We start from the raw sequence: 17,329 nt of genomic DNA, 5'->3' as shown, positions 1-17,329 counted from the left end.
TCTATGACGTCTGTATATCTTGCCTCTGGTTCACCGCGTCGTCAGGAGTTGCTCACGCAATTGGGCGTCTCCTTTGAACGCATCGTTACCGGCATTGAAGAAAAACGTGCTGAGGGTGAAAGCGCCCAGCAGTATGTTTCCCGCCTTGCACGTGAAAAAGCGCGTGCTGGTGTGGCGCTTGTGCCGCGTGATTTACCGGTGCTGGGGGCAGATACCATCGTCATTCTAAACGGTGAAGTCCTTGAGAAACCCCGCGACGCAGAACATGCGGCGCGAATGCTGCGCAAGATGTCCGGACAAACTCATCAGGTGATGACCGCAGTGGCGCTGGCTGATAGCCAGGACGTACTGGATTGCCTGGTGGTCACGGACGTCACGTTCAGAGTGCTTACCGACGACGAGATCGCCGCGTATATCGCCAGCGGTGAACCAATGGATAAAGCAGGTGCATACGGTATTCAAGGGTTGGGTGGCTGTTTTGTCAGGAAGATTAATGGCAGCTATCACGCCGTAGTCGGCTTACCGCTGGTGGAAACGTATGAGTTGCTGAGCAATTTTAACTCACTGCGTGAGGGAAGGGATAATTATGACGGCTGAATTGTTGGTAAACGTAACGCCATCGGAAACCCGTGTGGCCTACATTGATGGTGGCATTCTTCAGGAAATTCATATTGAGCGTGAAGCGCGGCGCGGAATAGTAGGCAATATCTACAAAGGTCGTGTCAGTCGTGTACTACCGGGTATGCAGGCGGCTTTTGTAGATATTGGACTGGATAAGGCGGCATTTTTACATGCCTCCGATATCATGCCGCACACCGAGTGCGTTGCAGGCGAAGAGCAAAAACAGTTTGCCGTCCGCGATATCTCCGAGCTGGTACGTCAGGGTCAGGATCTGATGGTGCAGGTGGTGAAAGATCCTCTGGGCACCAAAGGCGCACGCCTGACGACCGACATCACGCTTCCTTCCCGTTATCTGGTCTTTATGCCGGGTGCTTCGCACGTTGGTGTCTCGCAGCGCATTGAGAGCGAAAGCGAACGCGAACGCCTGAAAAAAGTGGTGAGCGCCTACTGCGACGAACAGGGCGGATTTATCATCCGTACTGCGGCAGAAGGGATCAGCGAAGAGGATCTGGCGTCTGATGCGGCCTACCTGAAACGCGTCTGGACCAAGGTGATGGAGCGTAAAAAACGCAACCAGACCCGTTATCAGCTGTACGGCGAACTGGCGCTCGCTCAGCGCGTGTTGCGCGACTTTGCCGATGCGCAGCTCGACAGAATTCGTGTTGACTCCCGCCTGACGTATGAAGCGCTGCTGGAGTTTACCGCTGAATATATCCCGGAAATGCCCGGTCTGCTGGAGCACTACTCCGGCCGCCAGCCGATTTTCGATCTCTATGACGTAGAGAACGAAATCCAGCGCGCGCTTGAGCGCAAGGTTGAGCTGAAATCGGGCGGTTATCTGATTATCGATCAGACCGAAGCCATGACCACGGTGGATATCAACACCGGGGCCTTTGTTGGCCATCGTAATCTGGACGACACCATTTTCAATACCAACATCGAAGCGACGCAGGCTATCGCGCGCCAGCTTCGTCTGCGGAATCTGGGCGGCATTATCATCATCGACTTTATCGATATGAATAATGAAGATCACCGCCGCCGCGTACTGCACTCGCTGGAGCAGGCGCTGAGTAAAGATCGCGTGAAAACCAGTATCAACGGCTTCTCACAGCTGGGTCTGGTGGAAATGACGCGTAAGCGTACCCGCGAAAGCGTAGAGCACGTGCTGTGTAATGAATGCCCGACCTGTCACGGTCGCGGCACCGTAAAGACGGTGGAGACTGTCTGTTACGAAATCATGCGTGAAGTTGTACGTGTCCATCACGCCTACGACTCTGACCGTTTTCTGGTCTATGCTTCCCCTGCGGTGGCTGAGGCCCTCAAAGGTGAAGAGTCGCACGCGCTGGCGGAAGTGGAAATCTTTGTCGGCAAACAGGTTAAAGTGCAAATCGAGCCGCTCTATAACCAGGAGCAGTTTGACGTAGTCATGATGTAAGACGCAGTACGCTGCGAGACCAAAGGCTGACAAGGAGAGATGCGTGAGGCGATTGCCGGGGATTTTACTGCTTACAGGGGCAACGCTTGTCGTGATTGTCGCGTTGCTCGTGAGCGGGCTGCGCCTCGTTTTACCGCATCTTGACAGCTGGCGCCCGCAGGTGCTGGCGAAAATCGAATCCACCACCGGCGTGCCGGTGGACGTGAGCCAGGTTAGCGCCAACTGGCAAAACTTCGGCCCGACGCTCGATGTGCGGGATATCAATGCCAGCCTGAAAGATGGCGGCTATCTGAAAATCAAACGTGTGACTCTGGCGCTGGATGTCTGGCAAAGCTTGCTGCATCTTCGCTGGCAGTTTCGCGATCTCACCTTTTATCAGCTCCAGTTTCTGACCAACACCCCACTGCGCAGTGGTGACAGTAGCCAGGGTATCGAAACCAACCGGATAAGCGATCTCTTCCTGCGCCAGTTCGATCATTTCGATCTGCGCGACAGCGAAGTGAGCTTTATTACGCTCTCCGGCCAGCGCGCTGAGCTGGCCATTCCACAGCTGACCTGGCTTAACGGCAAAGACCGACATCGCGCCGAAGGGCAGGTTAACCTCTCCAGCCTGAACGGGCAGCATGGCGTGATGCAGGTGCGGATGGATCTGCGCGATGACAATGGTCTGCTGAACAATGGCAAGGTCTGGCTGCAAGCCGATGATGTGGATGTGAAGCCCTGGCTGGGCGACTGGTTACAGCAAAACATGCAGCTGGAAACCGCCCGTTTTAGTCTGGAAGGCTGGATGACTCTGACCAAAGGCGAATTCGCCAGCGGTGATATCTGGCTGAAACAAGGGGGCGGGAGCTGGAAAGGGGAAAACGAGCAGCATCAGCTATCCGTTGATAACCTGACCGCACACGTCACCAAAGTACAGAACGGCTGGCAATTCGTTATCCCGGATACACGCATCACCATGGACAGCAAACCCTGGCCGCGTGGCGCGCTGGCGCTGGCCTGGATACCCGAGCAGGATGTTGGCGGGACAAGCAGTAAACGTAGCGATGAGTTACGCATCCGCGCCAGCAATCTGGATCTGGCCGCAGTCGAAGGACTGCGCTCAATGGCGGCCAAACTCTCTCCTGATTTGGGTGACATCTGGCTGGCAACACAGCCAAGCGGGCAGATAGAGACGCTGGCGCTGGATATCCCCTTACAGGCCACAGAAAAAACCCGCTTCCAGGCGACATGGAAAGACCTGGCCTGGAAACAGTGGAAACTGCTGCCAGGCGCGCAGCACTTTAGCGGCAAGCTGGAAGGCAGCGTTGAGGACGGCAGGCTGACGGCTGAAATGGCCGACGCCAAAATGCCATACGAAACGGTATTCCGCGCCCCGCTGGAGATAGAAAAAGGCACCGCCACGCTTAACTGGCTCAAAAATGATAAAGGCTTCCAGCTGGATGGACGCAATATTGATGTGAAAGCCAAAGCGGTACATGCCCGCGGTGACTTCCGTTATTTGCAGCCGGAGGGCGATGAACCCTGGCTTGGCATCCTGGCCGGTATTAGCACTGACGATGGCTCTCAGGCCTGGCGCTATTTCCCGGAAAACCTGATGGGCAAAGAGCTGGTGGATTACCTGAGCGGCGCGATCCAGGGCGGCCAGGCCGATAACGCCACGCTGGTGTATGGCGGCAACCCGCATCTTTTCCCGTACAAACATAATGAAGGGCAGTTCCAGGTGCTGGTGCCTTTGCACAACGCCACCTTTGCCTTCCAGCCGAACTGGCCTGCGCTGAAAAACCTCGATATTGAGCTTAACTTCCTCAATGACGGGCTGTGGATGAAGTCGGCAAGCGTAGGGCTTGGAGGCGTGACCGCCAGCAACCTGACGGCGAACATCCCGGACTATTCGAAAGAAAAACTGCTCATTGATGCGGATATCAACGGTCCAGGTAAAGCCGTTGGTCCTTACTTTGAAGAGACGCCGCTGAAAGAGTCCCTGGCCGCTACCCTTCAGGAGTTGCAACTTGATGGCGATGTGAATGCTCGCTTACATCTGGACATCCCGCTGGACGGGAAGATGACCACCGCTAAAGGCGACGTCCGGCTTAATAACAACAGCCTGTTTATCAAACCGCTTAATAGCACCCTGAAAAACCTCACCGGGCAGTTCAGCTTTGAGAACGGCAATCTGAAGAGTGACCCGCTGAAGGCGAGCTGGTTCAATCAGCCGGTTAACATTGATTTTTCGACCACTGAGGGTGAAAAAGCCTATCAGGTGGCCGTCAATATGGACGCCAGCTGGCAGCCATCCCGCATGGACGTGTTACCAAAGCCGATTGCGGGCGCCATCAACGGCGCAGTGTCCTGGAAGGGTAAGGTTGGCATTGAGCTGCCGTATCACGCCAGCGCGCGGTATAACGTCGACATTACCGGCGACCTGAAAAACCTCAGCAGTGACCTTCCGGCGCCGCTGAATAAGAAAGCCGGCCAGTCGCTGCCGGTGAAACTTAACGTGGATGGCAACCTGAACAGCTTTGAGCTGACTGGCAATGCGAACGGCACGAACCACTTTAATAGCCGCTGGCTGCTGAACCGCAAGCTTACCCTTGATAAAGCCATCTGGACCACGGACAGCCGCACCATCCCGCCATTGCCGGAACAATCAGGCATCGAGCTGAATCTGCCACCGATGGATGGTGCTGAATGGCTGGCTCTGTTCCAGAAAGGTGTCGGGCAAAATGTCGACGACGCTGCGCAATTCCCGCAAACCATTACCCTGCGCACCCCGGCGCTGACGATGGCCGGGCAGCAGTGGAATAACCTCAGCATTGTTTCTCAGCCCACGGCGACGGGCTCGAAAGTCGAGGCGCAGGGCAGGGAGATCAACGGCACACTCACCCTGCGTAATAATGCGCCATGGCAAGCGGCGATCCGCTACCTCTACTACAACCCGGTGACTGCGTCCGGGAAAGATCAGTCAGCAAACTCGTCGCCGTTCAGCAGCACTGCGCGTGTGGATTTCAGCGGCTGGCCCGATCTGCAACTGCGCTGCGCCGAGTGCTGGTTGTGGGGACAAAAGTATGGCCGTATCGACGCTGATTTAGCGATTCAGGGAAATACGTTAAGTCTTTCCGGCGGTCTGGTGGATACCGGTTTTGGGCGCCTGACGGCAGAGGGCGAATGGGTGAATAACCCAGGCGAACAGCGTACATCCCTCAAAGGGCAAATTAAGGGGAACAAACTGGATGCGGCGGCCAACTTCTTTGGTATCAGCACTCCGCTGCGTGGTTCCTCGTTTGACGTGAACTACGATTTGCACTGGCGTGCAGCGCCGTGGAAACCAGACGAAGCTTCTCTGAACGGCATCCTGAAAACCAACTTTGGTAAAGGGGAGATCGCAGATGTCAGCACCGGCCATGCAGGGCAGATCCTGCGCCTGCTGAGCTTTGATGCCCTGCTGCGTAAGCTGCGTTTCGATTTCAGCGATACCTTCAGCGAAGGTTTCTACTATGATTCCATCCGCAGTACGGCCTGGATCAAAGATGGTGTGCTGCACACGGACGACACGCTGGTGGATGGCCTGGAAGCTGATATCGCCATGAAAGGTTCGGTGGATCTCGTTCGCCGCGAGCTGAATATGGAGGCCGTGGTTGCACCAGAGATCTCCGCAACCGTAGGCGTTGCGACGGCATTCGTGGTGAACCCTATTATCGGCGCGGCGGTGTTTGCAGCCAGTAAAGTGCTGGGGCCGCTGTGGAGTAAAGTCTCTATTCTGCGTTACCGTATTACGGGCCCGGTTGATAAGCCGCAGATTAATGAAGTGCTGCGCCAGCCGCGCAAAGATGCACAGCAATGATTTGACGAAGGCGCTTAATTGCCTCACTCTCAACTGATAAGAATTTATTTACCGCCTTTTGGCGGCAACGAACGAGTAGCAAAACGATGAGTCTGAACCTGGTAAGTGAACATCTGCTGGCAGCGAACGGCCTGAGCCATCAGGACCTGTTTTCCATTCTTGGTCAACTGACCGAACGCCGACTCGACTACGGCGATCTTTACTTTCAGTCGAGCTATCACGAATCCTGGGTTTTAGAAGACAGCATCATTAAAGATGGCTCTTATAACATCGACCAGGGCGTTGGTGTGCGTGCCGTCAGCGGTGAGAAGACCGGTTTTGCGTATGCGGATCAGATAAGCCTGGCTGCGCTGGAGCAAAGTGCGCAAGCCGCGCGTACCATCGTACGTGACACTGGCGATGGCCGGGTAAAAACGCTGGGTGAAGTACAGCACTCCCCGCTGTATACCAGCATCGATCCACTGCAAAGCATGAGCCGCGAAGAGAAGCTGGATATTCTGCGCCGCGTGGACAAAGTGGCTCGCGCCGCCGATAAACGTGTACAGGAAGTGTCTGCCAGCCTGAGCGGAGTCTATGAATTAATCCTGGTTGCTGCGACTGACGGCACCCTGGCAGCGGACGTGCGTCCGCTTGTGCGTCTTTCCATTAGCGTGCAGGTCGATGACGACGGCAAACGTGAGCGCGGCTCAAGCGGCGGCGGTGGTCGTTTCGGTTATGACTGGTTCCTGGGCGATGTTGACGGTGAAACACGCGCTGACGCATGGGCCAAAGAAGCCGTGCGCATGGCGCTGGTGAATCTGAATGCCGTTGCTGCGCCTGCCGGGACATTCCCGGTAGTGCTGGGGGCTGGCTGGCCGGGCGTGCTGCTGCATGAAGCCGTGGGTCACGGTCTGGAAGGCGACTTTAACCGCCGTGGCACTTCCGTATTCAGTGGCCAGATGGGGCAGCTCGTCTCGTCTGAGCTTTGCACCGTGGTCGATGACGGCACGATGCGCGATCGCCGCGGCTCTGTGGCTATCGACGATGAAGGTACGCCGGGCCAGTACAACGTGCTTATCGAAAACGGTGTGCTGAAAGGCTACATGCAGGACAAACTGAACGCGCGCCTGATGGGCGTTGCGCCAACCGGTAACGGTCGTCGCGAGTCTTATGCGCACCTGCCGATGCCGCGTATGACCAACACCTACATGCTGCCGGGCAAATCCACACCGCAGGAAATTATCGAATCTGTTGATTACGGTATCTTCGCGCCGAACTTTGGCGGCGGCCAGGTGGATATCACCTCCGGTAAATTTGTCTTCTCCACCTCAGAAGCGTATCTGATTGAGAAAGGTAAAGTGACCAAAGCCGTGAAGGGCGCAACCCTGATTGGCTCCGGCATTGAAGCCATGCAGCAGATTTCGATGGTGGGTAACGATCTGAAGCTGGATAACGGCGTGGGCGTCTGCGGTAAAGAAGGGCAGAGCCTGCCGGTTGGCGTAGGCCAGCCAACGCTGAAAGTGGACAGCCTGACGGTGGGCGGCACAGCCTGACCTGACCCGACATGAAAAATGGCGCTACTCTGTGGGTAGCGCCATTTTTTTAACGTAAGTTTCCGCGCGGGAACTCAGGGTCGGGCTCGTGAGTGATACGGTTACGTAAATCACGGCGAATAATTTCAATCGACCAGAACCAGATCAGATGCCCCACGATCTCCGAAACGTGCTCATACCAGGGGAGCTCGAAAAGCGGTGGTGTCAGCCCCATCAGCGGGAACGAGATCATGTGGACAAAAAGCTGCGCTAGGGCACCGGCGAGCAGGCCTTGCCAGAGTTTAATTTTTGGGAAGACTTCTGCAACTATGCAATAACCTACGGCGAAGACGATAGAGAAGATAATATGCGTGACGCCAACCCAGTTAAATATATGCCCGGCAAATGTGTAAACCGCCGCGTTAGGATCAACAACACCCAGCCAGTCGCGTAAAAATATATAAGGGGGATTTAAGAAGTTGCGAGAGCAATCAATCTGACTTGCTGCTCTTATTAATTGCTCTGGCCCACAGGCGCCGCTGAATAAATCGGTGGGGCTACGCGGGGGAAGGGGCACTTCGGCTCCCCATTTGACGAACGCGGAGACAATCCCTGCGATCAGCCCAATGAACGCAGCAAGCCCGTAGCGCCTGCGTGAAGGCGGTGTTTGTTCAAATAGATTCATTTCTGGTCCTTGTTTAAATAATCCTGAAAATTATATTTTTATTATTCATATTGGTAACAAAAAAATAACAGTCTGAATGTCAGACTGCTTACACGGTAAATGTCGGGTGGTGGCAGTGTCAATTAACTATTCTTGATAGGAGGGCGGGAAAATTCCTGAAATGCGGCTGGAGAATCCCGGAAATATTCATGCCAAATATTCTTTCCAGGATTTAATTATTACTCTTTGCGTCTTCCCCGCATTCCCTGAAACAGCTCCGCCACTTCCACAAAATACTCCGTCAGATAGTTAATACACACCTGCACTTTCAGCGGCAGCTTGTCTTTTTCGGTATACAGGGCATACACCGGACGCGGGTCGGACTGATAGCGCGGGAACAGGATCTCCAGCACTCCGCTGTTGATCTCGTTGATCACCCACATCAGGGGCACGTAGGCGATCCCGGCACCTGCAACCAGCCAGCGCGAGATGGTCATCGGATCGTTGGTGACAAACCGCCCTTCCGGCAGCAGTTTGGTTGAAAGGCCTTCCGGAGCAATCAACTCGAATTCGTTGTCCGGGCGAACGCTGTACTCCAGCCATGAATGGTTGCTGAGGTCGGCGGGTTTTTCCGGGACGCCATACTGCGCCAGATAGCTTTTTGAGGCGCAGACCACCATAGGCATACTTCCCAGGCGGCGGGAAAAGAGGCTGGAATCCTGCAACGCACCGACGCGGATCACCACATCAAGCCCGTCGGCGATAAGATCCGGCGCGGGGATCCCCGTGACCAGATTTACCGTTAATCCCGGGTACTCTTTGAGCATTTCAGCCGTCATGCCAGCGAGTACATTTTGTGCCATAGTTGAAGAACAACCGATGCGCAGCGTACCGATGGGCGTGTTGTTAAAGGCATAGAGCTGTTCGTGCACTTCCTGCACTTCCTGCAACATGCGACGGCAACCCTGGTAGTAAATTTTGCCCGCTTCCGTCAGCCCAATGCTGCGAGTGCTCCGGTTCAACAGTTTTACCTGTAGCTCATCTTCCAGTTTAGAAACCGTCTGGCTGATGGAAGAGACGCTCATCTGGAGCTGCCTGGCAGCGGCAGTAAAGGAGCCAAGTTCGACCACTTTGGCAAAGACCGACATGCGTTTTAAACGTTCCATTGTTCACTCTGGCTTAAAAGTGATTTAGATCACATATTATAGATAACAGCATAACAGTTACGTTAATATATTATTAATTACATAACGGCTACGCCACTCTCGCCCAGCTTTTCTTGCTCTCCTGCGGTGGCGTGTGCTTAAAAATTCTGTAGCCTGCACTCTCTCTAATCAAGGTCAACATGAGTCTGTTTCCCGTTATCGTGGTGTTCGGTTTGTCGTTCCCACCGATATTCTTCGAACTTCTTTTATCACTGGCGATCTTCTGGCTGGTGCGCAAGGTGCTGGTTCCTACCGGGATCTACGATTTCGTCTGGCATCCTGCATTGTTTAATACCGCGCTGTATTGCTGCCTGTTTTATCTAATATCGCGCATGTTTGTCTGAGGTCGATGTGAAAACGCTAACAAGAAAAATCTCCCGCACCGCCATCACCATGGCGCTGGTTATCCTCGCGTTCATCGCTATTTTTCGCGCCTGGGTCTATTACACCGAATCACCGTGGACGCGCGATGCGCGCTTTAGTGCCGATGTGGTGGCGATAGCGCCAGATGTCGCCGGTCTTATCACTGCGGTGAACGTACACGATAACCAGCTGGTGAAAAAGGATCAGGTGCTGTTCACCATCGACCAGCCACGTTATCAAAAAGCCTTAGAAGAGGCAGACGCCGACGTAGCCTACTACCAGGCGCTGGCGGCTGAAAAACGTCGTGAAGCCGGACGCCGCAACCAGTTAGGTGTTCAGGCTATGTCTCGTGAAGAGATTGACCAGTCCAATAACGTACTGCAAACCGTGCTGCATCAACTGGCCAAAGCTGAAGCAACGCGCGATCTGGCGAAGCTCGATCTGGAGCGTACCGTGATCCGTGCGCCCTCTGACGGCTGGGTGACAAACCTGAATGTTTATACCGGTGAGTTTATTACCCGGGGTTCCACCGCGGTCGCACTGGTGAAGCAAAACTCGTTCTACGTGCTCGCCTATATGGAAGAAACCAAGCTTGAGGGCGTCCGTCCGGGGTATCGTGCAGAAATTACTCCACTTGGCAGTAACCGCGTGCTGAAAGGCACGGTGGACAGCGTAGCAGCGGGTGTCACTAACTCCAGCAGCACCAACGACACGAAAGGCATGGCTACCGTTGATTCCAATCTTGAGTGGGTGCGTCTGGCGCAGCGTGTGCCGGTGCGTATTCATCTGGATGAGCAGCAGGGGAACCTGTGGCCTGCGGGGACAACCGCCACGGTGGTGATTACCGGCGAAAAAGATCGGGATGCCAGCCAGGATTCTATCTTCCGTAAAATCGCACATCGCCTGCGTGAGTTTGGTTAATCGCTATGGGCATCTTCTCCATCGCCAGCCAGCACATCCGCTTCGCCGTGAAGCTGGCATGTGCCATTGTGCTGGCGCTGTTTGTTGGCTTTCACTTCCAGCTGGAAACTCCCCGCTGGGCGGTGCTGACGGCGGCGATTGTGGCCGCCGGCCCGGCATTTGCTGCGGGCGGTGAACCCTACTCGGGCGCTATCCGCTACCGCGGGATGTTGCGTATTGTCGGGACGTTCATCGGTTGTATTGCGGCGCTAACAATCATCATTCTGATGATCCGCACGCCTCTGCTGATGCTGATGGTGTGTTGTATCTGGGCCGGTTTCTGTACCTGGATCTCTTCCCTTGTGAAGGTGGAAAACTCCTACGCCTGGGGGCTTTCGGGTTATACCGCGCTGATCATCATCATTACTATTCAGACCGATCCGCTGCTCGCGCCGCAATTCGCGGTGGAGCGTTGTAGTGAAATCGTCATTGGTATTGTCTGCGCTATTGTTGCCGACCTGCTTTTCTCGCCTCGTTCAATCAAACAAGAAGTCGATATTGAGCTGGATTCGCTGCTGGTTTCGCAGTATCAGCTGATGCAGCTGTGCATTAAGCACGGCGACAGCGAGGTGGTTGATAAAGCCTGGAGCGGGCTGGTGCGTCGCACTGCGGCTCTGGAAGGGATGCGCAGCAACCTGAACATGGAGTCATCCCGCTGGGCGCGTGCTAATCGCCGCCTGAAAGCCATCAATACGCTATCACTCACCCTGATAACCCAGGCGTGTGAAACCTATCTTATCCAGAACACGCGCCCGGAAGTGGTGACTGATACTTTCCGTGAGCTGTTTGATGAGCCGGTTGAAACGGTACAGGATGTCCACAAACAGCTTAAACGTATGCGCAGGGTCATCGCCTGGACGGGTGAACGCGATACGCCGGAGACAATCTATACCTGGGTTGGCGCGGCCACACGCTATCTGTTGCTCAAACGTGGCGTAATCAGCAACACCAAAATCAGCGCAACCGAAGAAGACGTCTTGCAAGGCGAAGTGGTTATCAAGCCGGAGTCCGCCGAGCGGCATCACGCGATGGTTAACTTCTGGCGTACAACGCTTGCCTGTATGCTTGGCACGCTGTTCTGGCTCTGGACGGGCTGGACTTCCGGTAGCGGTGCCATGGTGATGATTGCCGTTGTCACCTCGCTGGCAATGCGCCTGCCAAACCCACGGATGGTGGCGATTGATTTCCTGTACGGGACCATTGCCGCCTTGCCGATTGGCGCCTTCTATTTCCTGGTGATCATCCCTTCGACCCAGCAAAGTATGCTGCTGCTCTGTATTAGCCTGGCGGTACTGGCCTTCTTTATTGGTATTGAGGTACAGAAGCGCCGTATTGGTTCTCTGGGGGCGCTGGCGAGCACCATTAACATCATTGTGCTGGATAACCCAATGACCTTCCATTTCAGTCAGTTCCTCGACAGCGCGTTGGGTCAACTGGTGGGTTGTTTCCTGGCGATGATGGTGATTCTGCTGGTACGCGATAACTCACAGGCGCGCACCGGCCGCGTGTTGTTAAATCAGTTTGTTTCGGCTGCGGTATCGTCTATGACCACCAACGCCGCGCGGCGTAAAGAGAACCACTTGCCCGCGCTGTATCAGCAGCTGTTTTTACTGCTGAATAAATTCCCTGGCGACATCGCCAAGTTCCGCCTGGCATTAACGATGATCATCGCGCACCAGCGTTTGCGAAATGCGCCAGTGCCGATCAACGACGATCTCTCAGCGTTTCACCGCCAGCTGCGCCGCACCGCCGATCATGTCATTTCAGCCTCCAGTGATGACAAACGCCGCCGCTACTTTAAGCAGCTGCTGGAAGAGCTGGATATTTACCAGGAGAAGCTGCGCATCTGGGAAGCGCCACCGCAGGTCACAGAGCCGGTAGAGCGATTGGTGTTTATGCTTCATCGCTACCAGAACGCGCTAACAGACAACTGATTACCTTAAAAAACCGACGCCAAAAGCGTCGGTTTTTTTGTGGCTATACTTAGTCTTGCAAGTTCTTAAACTCAGAAAGGGAGGACACATGACTACCCAGGCACTTCAGGACAATGCACTCTTTCAGACCGGTTATCTGGTAAATGGCGAATGGATAACGCTGACAACCACCTTTGATGTGCTCAACCCGGCAACGGGTGAGGTGATCGCCAAAGTCGCAAAAGCAGGAAAAAAAGAAACCGAAGACGCCATTGCGGCGGCGACCCGTGCTTTCCCCGCCTGGCGGGCGAAAACAGCGAAGGAGCGTTCGACGATCCTGTATCGCTGGTATGAACTGATTATTGAAAACAAAAGCTGGCTCGGGCGGTTAATGACCACCGAGCAGGGTAAGCCCCTCAAAGAGGCCGAGGGCGAAGTTGAGTATGCAGCAAGTTTTATCCAGTGGTTTGCTGAACAGGCTAAACGGGCGAACGGTGAGATTATCCCGCCGATCAAACCCGGCTCGCGCATTCTGGCTACCCGTGAACCTGTCGGTGTGGTGGCGGCGATTACGCCCTGGAACTTCCCGATGGCGATGCTGACGCGTAAGCTGGGTCCGGCGCTGGCCGCGGGATGCACTGGCGTGATCAAACCGGCTAATAACACGCCGCTAAGCGCCTTTGCTCTGTTGACGCTGGCAAAACAGGCGGGTGTACCGGATGGCGTATTAAACGCCGTGGCTGGGAACACGCACGAAATCAGCGATGCGATTATGGCCAGCCACGATGTACGTAAAATTTCCTTCACCGGTTCGACTGCGGTGGGTAAAACGCTGGTACGCAACGCGGCCGAGACAATGAAAAAAGTCTCTATGGAGCTGGGGGGAAACGCGCCCTATATCGTCTTTGAAGATGCCGATATCGATGCCGCCGTGAAAGGTGCTATCGCCAACAAATTCCGTAATGCCGGGCAGGTTTGCGTCAGCGTAAACCGCTTCTATATTCAGGAAACCGTCTACGACCAGTTTGTGAACAAGCTTGCTGATGCCGTGAAAGCGCTGAAAGTCGGAAATGGGCTTGATGAGGGCGTTGTCGTGGGGCCGATGATTGAGCCTGCGGCGGTGAGTAAAGTGCGCGAGCATGTTGAAGATGCCGTTGCCAAAGGTGCAACCGTGCTGGCAGGCGGCAAGGCGCATCCTCTGGGCGGTAACTTCTGGACACCGACTGTTTTGGGTGATTGCCACGAAGATATGCTGCTTGCAGCAGAAGAGACATTTGGCCCGGTCGCTGCCTGCTTCCGCTTTACGTCAGAAGAGGAAGTCATTCAGCGCGCCAATAATACTCCCTTCGGCCTGGCAGCCTATTTCTATACCCAGAACCTGTCGCGCGTGTTCCGCGTTTCTCAGGCCATTGAAAGTGGCATGATCGGCATTAACGAATGCGCCGTCTCGACTGAGCTGGGACCTTTCGGCGGCGTTAAAGAGTCAGGGCTAGGCCGTGAAGGCTCTGTGTTGGGGCTGGAAGAGTTTCTGGAAGTCAAAACCCTGCATATTGGGGGATTATAATCGTCAGGGCGGCAACTGCCGCCCGCCTGGACCGGGTGGCTGGCAATGAAAACCTACACATTTGATTTTGACGAGATCGACAGTCAGGAAGACTTCTATCGTGAATTTATTCGGGTGTTTGATCTGGAGCGGGAAAGCGTTACCAATTTAGACACGCTGTGGGATGTGGTTACCGGCAATCAGTTGCCATTACCGCTGGAAATCGAATTTATCCATCTGCCGGAAAAACTGCGCAGGCGTTTTGGTGCGCTGGTGTTGTTGTTCGATGAGGCTGAAGAAGAGCTTGAAGGGCAGTTGCGTTTTAACGCCCGGTATTGAATCACAGATAAAAAAAAGCCCCTGACCGGAGTCAGGGGCAAGTCGTATGATGAGATACGACGAGGGTCTATTTGTACAGTTCAGCCGTTGCGTGCCAGTGGTCACCTTCGTTCAGTTCGGTGATCCTATAGCTGCTGGCGCCTGCTTTTTCAGCTTTAGCGGCCAATTCCTGACGGATATCCATCGGAGAACCCGCTACCGCTGCAACAGATACGCTACCCATGGATTGCAGATTTTCTGCTTGTTCGGCATTCACCTGGTGAACTGCGGCGCTTGCGCCAAAAGAGAGAACAGAGGCCAGGCCAAGGGTTGCGATGATTAATTTAGTGTTCATAGTCATTACTCCTGAATCGTGTTTGCTTAACGGCGAGAAGGGTTAAACTGCTTTTTTTATGCCTGGTGCCGTTAAGGGAAATTATGTCTTCAGATATCAGCAATTCTTATTTGTACAGTTCAGCTGTTGCGTGCCAGTGGTCGCCAGTGCGGGCTTCAATGATGCGATAAGATGACGCGCCTTGTTCTTCCGCTTTTTTGTTCAGCATCGCGTTCATATCCATAGGAGAAGTGCTGATAGCACCTACGGAAACCGTACCGATTGCCTGGCGGGATTGCGCCTGATCTGCGTTGATGGAGTCGGCTGCGAAAGCACCGAATGACAGGACAGACAGAACGCTCAGAGCCGCTACAGTAGTTTTGATTTTCATGATTCTTTACCTCGTCGAATTTTTTTATTGGGGTCTTGTTTCGTGACCCTCATCACAAAATCAAGTATACACTAATAACGACAAAAATTAATACCATGCTAATTGTTTCGGTGGTAATTAAGTGTTAACCAACGTATTTTTTATAACCAAAATGTATAAAAATGGTCATTTTCTCGTCACGTTGTTTGGTTATGTCTAAAAAAATCATATGGATATGAGATTTTGATTTTTTGTGCGATTTGTTGATTTAGCACTCACCAAATGAATGTTTGAACGCGGTAAAACGCACTATTTGTCAAAGTGAAGGGTGGTACAAAGTAGGGTGAAACGAGGCGGGAGCAGGATGATCCCCGCAGCCAGCGGCCACGGGGAGAAGGGTTACAGCTCTTGTTCGAACAGCACCAGAATGGCTTCGTAGAGATCTTTTACGGAGAAGCCATTTGCCGGAGTGGTAAAGATGGTGTCATCGCCGGCAATGGTACCGAGGATGCCTTCCGCTTTACCTAAGGAGTCCAGCAGACGGGCAATCAGCTGTGCAGCGCCCGGGCTTGTGTGGATAACCACAACGGCATCGTTGTAGTCGATATCCAGAACCAGGTTTTTCAGTGGACTTGAGGTTGTTGGTACGCCCAGCTCAGCAGGCAGGCAGTAGACCATTTCCATTTTGGCATTACGCGTACGTACTGCGCCAAATTTGGTTAACATGCGGGAGACTTTCGACTGGTTAATGTTATCGAAGCCTTGTTCTTGCAACGCCTGAACAATTTCTCCCTGAGAACTGAATTTCTCTTCTTTGAGTAGCGCTTTAAACGCCTTCACTAATTCTTCTTGCTTAGACGAGCTTCGCATAAGTCACCCGGAATATGACGGTAGAAACAACATTATTATGCATGTGGATGAATTTTTATGCAAACTATCTGCCAGGTGTAAGGCTGAAATAATGTTATGAAAGGGAGTGATTTTATCAGATTTCGTTATCAGAAAACATGCCTGGGTCACGCCGCGCAAATAAGGTTAAAAGTAAATTAAATGTTATCAAATTGATGTTGTTTTGGTGGCGGGGCAGGGTGTATTGTAACCACCTCTTAATTCGTTGCCGCCTGCTGCCTGATAGCATTCTGGCGTTGGCGAAAGGCGAGTGACCTCAAATTCTTTAGCTACGAAAATTGAAATTATTTACTTGCTGAATTATGGTCGCCGCAACGGAGTTTCAGATACTTAAGTTAACCATAATAAGGAGTTTAGGATGAAAGTCGCAGTCCTCGGCGCTGCTGGTGGTATCGGCCAGGCGCTTGCCCTACTACTGAAAACCCAACTGCCTTCAGGCTCAGAACTCTCCCTGTACGATATTGCTCCGGTAACCCCAGGTGTGGCGGTTGATCTGAGCCACATCCCGACAGCTGTGAAAATCAAAGGCTTCTCCGGTGAAGATGCGCGTCCTGCCCTGCAAGGTGCTGACGTTGTGCTGATCTCCGCAGGTGTGGCACGTAAGCCAGGCATGGATCGTTCAGACCTGTTTAACGTCAACGCTGGTATCGTGAAAAACCTGGTACAGCAGATCGCTGAAATCTGTCCGAAAGCGTGCGTAGGTATCATCACTAACCCAGTCAACACCACCGTGGCTATCGCGGCAGAAGTGCTGAAGAAAGCCGGTGTTTACGACAAGAACAAACTGTTCGGCGTGACTACGCTGGATATCATCCGTTCCAACACCTTTGTTGCTGAACTGAAAGGCAAACAGCCAACCGACATCGAAGTGCCGGTTATCGGTGGTCACTCAGGCGTGACGATTCTGCCTCTGCTGTCTCAGATCCCGGGTGTGAGCTTCACCGAGCAGGAAGTGGCTGACCTGACCAAACGTATTCAGAACGCAGGCACCGAAGTGGTGGAAGCGAAGGCGGGTGGCGGTTCTGCAACTCTGTCTATGGGCCAGGCGGCTGCACGTTTCGGTCTGTCTCTGGTTCGCGCTCTGCAAGGCGAGAAAAACGTGGTGGAATGCGCTTACGTTGAAGGCGACGGCGAACACGCACGCTTCTTCTCTCAGCCACTGCTGCTGGGCAAAAATGGTATCGAAGAACGTCAGTCTATTGGCAAACTGAGCGCGTTTGAGCAGAACGCGATGGAAGGAATGCTGGATACGCTGAAGAAAGATATCACCCTGGGCGAAGAGTTCGTTAACAAGTAATACGACCTCCCCCCTCGTAGGCCGGGTAAGCGTAAGCGCCAC

Annotated in this window: 15 protein-coding genes; 10 read left to right on the top strand and 5 right to left on the bottom strand. The window is 53.7% G+C overall.

Translation table 11 applies throughout. From position 1 onward, the window contains the following. The first annotated feature begins 3 nt into the window (after nucleotides 1-3). The 4 genes from F3J30_RS17765 to tldD all read left to right on the top strand — a co-directional run bounded on the left by F3J30_RS17765 (nucleotide 4) and on the right by tldD (nucleotide 7,432). The gene (locus F3J30_RS17765; protein ID WP_014071996.1) at nucleotides 4-597 is read left to right on the top strand and encodes a nucleoside triphosphate pyrophosphatase; all 594 of its coding nucleotides are present in this window, start codon (nucleotides 4-6) and stop codon (nucleotides 595-597) included. Further along, entirely contained in the window at nucleotides 587-2,056 is a 1,470-nt protein-coding gene (rng, locus tag F3J30_RS17760) for a ribonuclease G (RefSeq protein WP_014071995.1), read from the top strand. The genes F3J30_RS17765 and rng overlap by 11 nt, the downstream gene beginning before the upstream one ends. A 43-nt stretch (nucleotides 2,057-2,099) precedes the next feature. Continuing rightward, nucleotides 2,100-5,900: an AsmA2 domain-containing protein YhdP gene (yhdP, locus tag F3J30_RS17755; protein ID WP_166718063.1), complete on the top strand. Its 3,801-nt coding sequence runs from the start codon at nucleotides 2,100-2,102 to the stop codon at nucleotides 5,898-5,900. An 86-nt stretch (nucleotides 5,901-5,986) separates the two neighbouring features. Next, nucleotides 5,987-7,432 (top strand): metalloprotease TldD, encoded by a 1,446-nt coding sequence (gene tldD / locus F3J30_RS17750; protein WP_166718062.1) that lies wholly within the window; start codon nucleotides 5,987-5,989, stop codon nucleotides 7,430-7,432. 49 nt (nucleotides 7,433-7,481) lie between these two features. Here tldD and F3J30_RS17745 read toward each other — a convergent pair whose 3' ends face one another. Together F3J30_RS17745 and aaeR are read right to left on the bottom strand one after the other, a co-directional pair. Continuing rightward, the gene (locus F3J30_RS17745) at nucleotides 7,482-8,096 is read right to left on the bottom strand and encodes a YagU family protein (protein ID WP_014071992.1); all 615 of its coding nucleotides are present in this window, start codon (nucleotides 8,094-8,096) and stop codon (nucleotides 7,482-7,484) included. Nucleotides 8,097-8,314: 218 nt separating this feature from the next. Continuing rightward, complete coding sequence (gene aaeR, locus F3J30_RS17740; RefSeq protein WP_014071991.1) at nucleotides 8,315-9,241, bottom strand: HTH-type transcriptional activator AaeR; 927 nt, start codon at nucleotides 9,239-9,241, stop codon at nucleotides 8,315-8,317. A 179-nt stretch (nucleotides 9,242-9,420) separates the two neighbouring features. Between aaeR and aaeX the strand changes: the two genes are divergently transcribed. The 5 genes from aaeX (at nucleotide 9,421) to F3J30_RS17715 (ending at nucleotide 14,398) form a co-directional block, all read left to right on the top strand. Next, nucleotides 9,421-9,624: a p-hydroxybenzoic acid efflux pump operon protein AaeX gene (gene aaeX / locus F3J30_RS17735; RefSeq protein WP_003860416.1), complete on the top strand. Its 204-nt coding sequence runs from the start codon at nucleotides 9,421-9,423 to the stop codon at nucleotides 9,622-9,624. Nucleotides 9,625-9,631: 7 nt separating this feature from the next. Next, nucleotides 9,632-10,564 (top strand): p-hydroxybenzoic acid efflux pump subunit AaeA, encoded by a 933-nt coding sequence (aaeA, locus tag F3J30_RS17730; RefSeq protein WP_166718061.1) that lies wholly within the window; start codon nucleotides 9,632-9,634, stop codon nucleotides 10,562-10,564. A gap of 5 nt (nucleotides 10,565-10,569) precedes the next feature. After that, nucleotides 10,570-12,537 carry a p-hydroxybenzoic acid efflux pump subunit AaeB gene (gene aaeB / locus F3J30_RS17725; RefSeq protein ID WP_166718060.1) on the top strand — a complete coding sequence of 656 codons (1,968 nt, stop codon included), beginning with the start codon at nucleotides 10,570-10,572 and terminating at the stop codon, nucleotides 12,535-12,537. An 88-nt stretch (nucleotides 12,538-12,625) separates the two neighbouring features. Beyond that, nucleotides 12,626-14,080 (top strand): NAD-dependent succinate-semialdehyde dehydrogenase, encoded by a 1,455-nt coding sequence (locus tag F3J30_RS17720; RefSeq protein WP_166718059.1) that lies wholly within the window; start codon nucleotides 12,626-12,628, stop codon nucleotides 14,078-14,080. A gap of 45 nt (nucleotides 14,081-14,125) precedes the next feature. Continuing rightward, nucleotides 14,126-14,398, top strand: a complete 273-nt coding sequence (locus tag F3J30_RS17715; protein WP_166718058.1) for a barstar family protein — start codon at nucleotides 14,126-14,128, stop codon at nucleotides 14,396-14,398. 67 nt (nucleotides 14,399-14,465) lie between these two features. Here the strand turns inward: F3J30_RS17715 and yhcN (F3J30_RS17710) are convergent, their stop codons facing one another. From yhcN (F3J30_RS17710) to argR, 3 genes are all read right to left on the bottom strand, one after another. Beyond that, the gene (gene yhcN / locus F3J30_RS17710) at nucleotides 14,466-14,732 is read right to left on the bottom strand and encodes a peroxide/acid stress response protein YhcN (protein WP_014071986.1); all 267 of its coding nucleotides are present in this window, start codon (nucleotides 14,730-14,732) and stop codon (nucleotides 14,466-14,468) included. A gap of 106 nt (nucleotides 14,733-14,838) precedes the next feature. Further along, entirely contained in the window at nucleotides 14,839-15,102 is a 264-nt protein-coding gene (gene yhcN, locus F3J30_RS17705; protein ID WP_166718057.1) for a peroxide/acid stress response protein YhcN, read from the bottom strand. 378 nt (nucleotides 15,103-15,480) lie between these two features. Continuing rightward, the gene (argR, locus tag F3J30_RS17700) at nucleotides 15,481-15,951 is read right to left on the bottom strand and encodes a transcriptional regulator ArgR (RefSeq protein ID WP_003860428.1); all 471 of its coding nucleotides are present in this window, start codon (nucleotides 15,949-15,951) and stop codon (nucleotides 15,481-15,483) included. A gap of 397 nt (nucleotides 15,952-16,348) precedes the next feature. Between argR and mdh the strand changes: the two genes are divergently transcribed. Further along, nucleotides 16,349-17,287 carry a malate dehydrogenase gene (mdh, locus tag F3J30_RS17695; RefSeq protein ID WP_014071984.1) on the top strand — a complete coding sequence of 313 codons (939 nt, stop codon included), beginning with the start codon at nucleotides 16,349-16,351 and terminating at the stop codon, nucleotides 17,285-17,287. Nucleotides 17,288-17,329: the final 42 nt, after the last annotated feature.

The organism is Enterobacter sp. Tr-810, from assembly GCF_011752765.1.
GTDB classification, from domain to species: domain Bacteria; phylum Pseudomonadota; class Gammaproteobacteria; order Enterobacterales; family Enterobacteriaceae; genus Enterobacter; species Enterobacter soli.
Note: the sequence above shows the minus strand (reverse complement) of the source record. Positions and strands in the feature narration are given on the sequence as shown.

Excerpts from the sequence above, each read along its gene's own strand:
- F3J30_RS17765 (WP_014071996.1), top strand. The coding sequence starts at position 4 with ATGACGTCTGTATATCTTGCCTCTGGTTCACCGCGTCGTCAGGAGTTG.
- rng (WP_014071995.1), top strand. The coding sequence starts at position 587 with ATGACGGCTGAATTGTTGGTAAACGTAACGCCATCGGAAACCCGTGTG.
- tldD (WP_166718062.1), top strand. The coding sequence starts at position 5,987 with ATGAGTCTGAACCTGGTAAGTGAACATCTGCTGGCAGCGAACGGCCTG.
- F3J30_RS17745 (WP_014071992.1), bottom strand. The coding sequence starts at position 8,096 with ATGAATCTATTTGAACAAACACCGCCTTCACGCAGGCGCTACGGGCTT.
- aaeR (WP_014071991.1), bottom strand. The coding sequence starts at position 9,241 with ATGGAACGTTTAAAACGCATGTCGGTCTTTGCCAAAGTGGTCGAACTT.
- aaeX (WP_003860416.1), top strand. The coding sequence starts at position 9,421 with ATGAGTCTGTTTCCCGTTATCGTGGTGTTCGGTTTGTCGTTCCCACCG.
- aaeB (WP_166718060.1), top strand. The coding sequence starts at position 10,570 with ATGGGCATCTTCTCCATCGCCAGCCAGCACATCCGCTTCGCCGTGAAG.
- F3J30_RS17720 (WP_166718059.1), top strand. The coding sequence starts at position 12,626 with ATGACTACCCAGGCACTTCAGGACAATGCACTCTTTCAGACCGGTTAT.
- F3J30_RS17715 (WP_166718058.1), top strand. The coding sequence starts at position 14,126 with ATGAAAACCTACACATTTGATTTTGACGAGATCGACAGTCAGGAAGAC.
- yhcN (WP_014071986.1), bottom strand. The coding sequence starts at position 14,732 with ATGAACACTAAATTAATCATCGCAACCCTTGGCCTGGCCTCTGTTCTC.
- yhcN (WP_166718057.1), bottom strand. The coding sequence starts at position 15,102 with ATGAAAATCAAAACTACTGTAGCGGCTCTGAGCGTTCTGTCTGTCCTG.
- argR (WP_003860428.1), bottom strand. The coding sequence starts at position 15,951 with ATGCGAAGCTCGTCTAAGCAAGAAGAATTAGTGAAGGCGTTTAAAGCG.
- mdh (WP_014071984.1), top strand. The coding sequence starts at position 16,349 with ATGAAAGTCGCAGTCCTCGGCGCTGCTGGTGGTATCGGCCAGGCGCTT.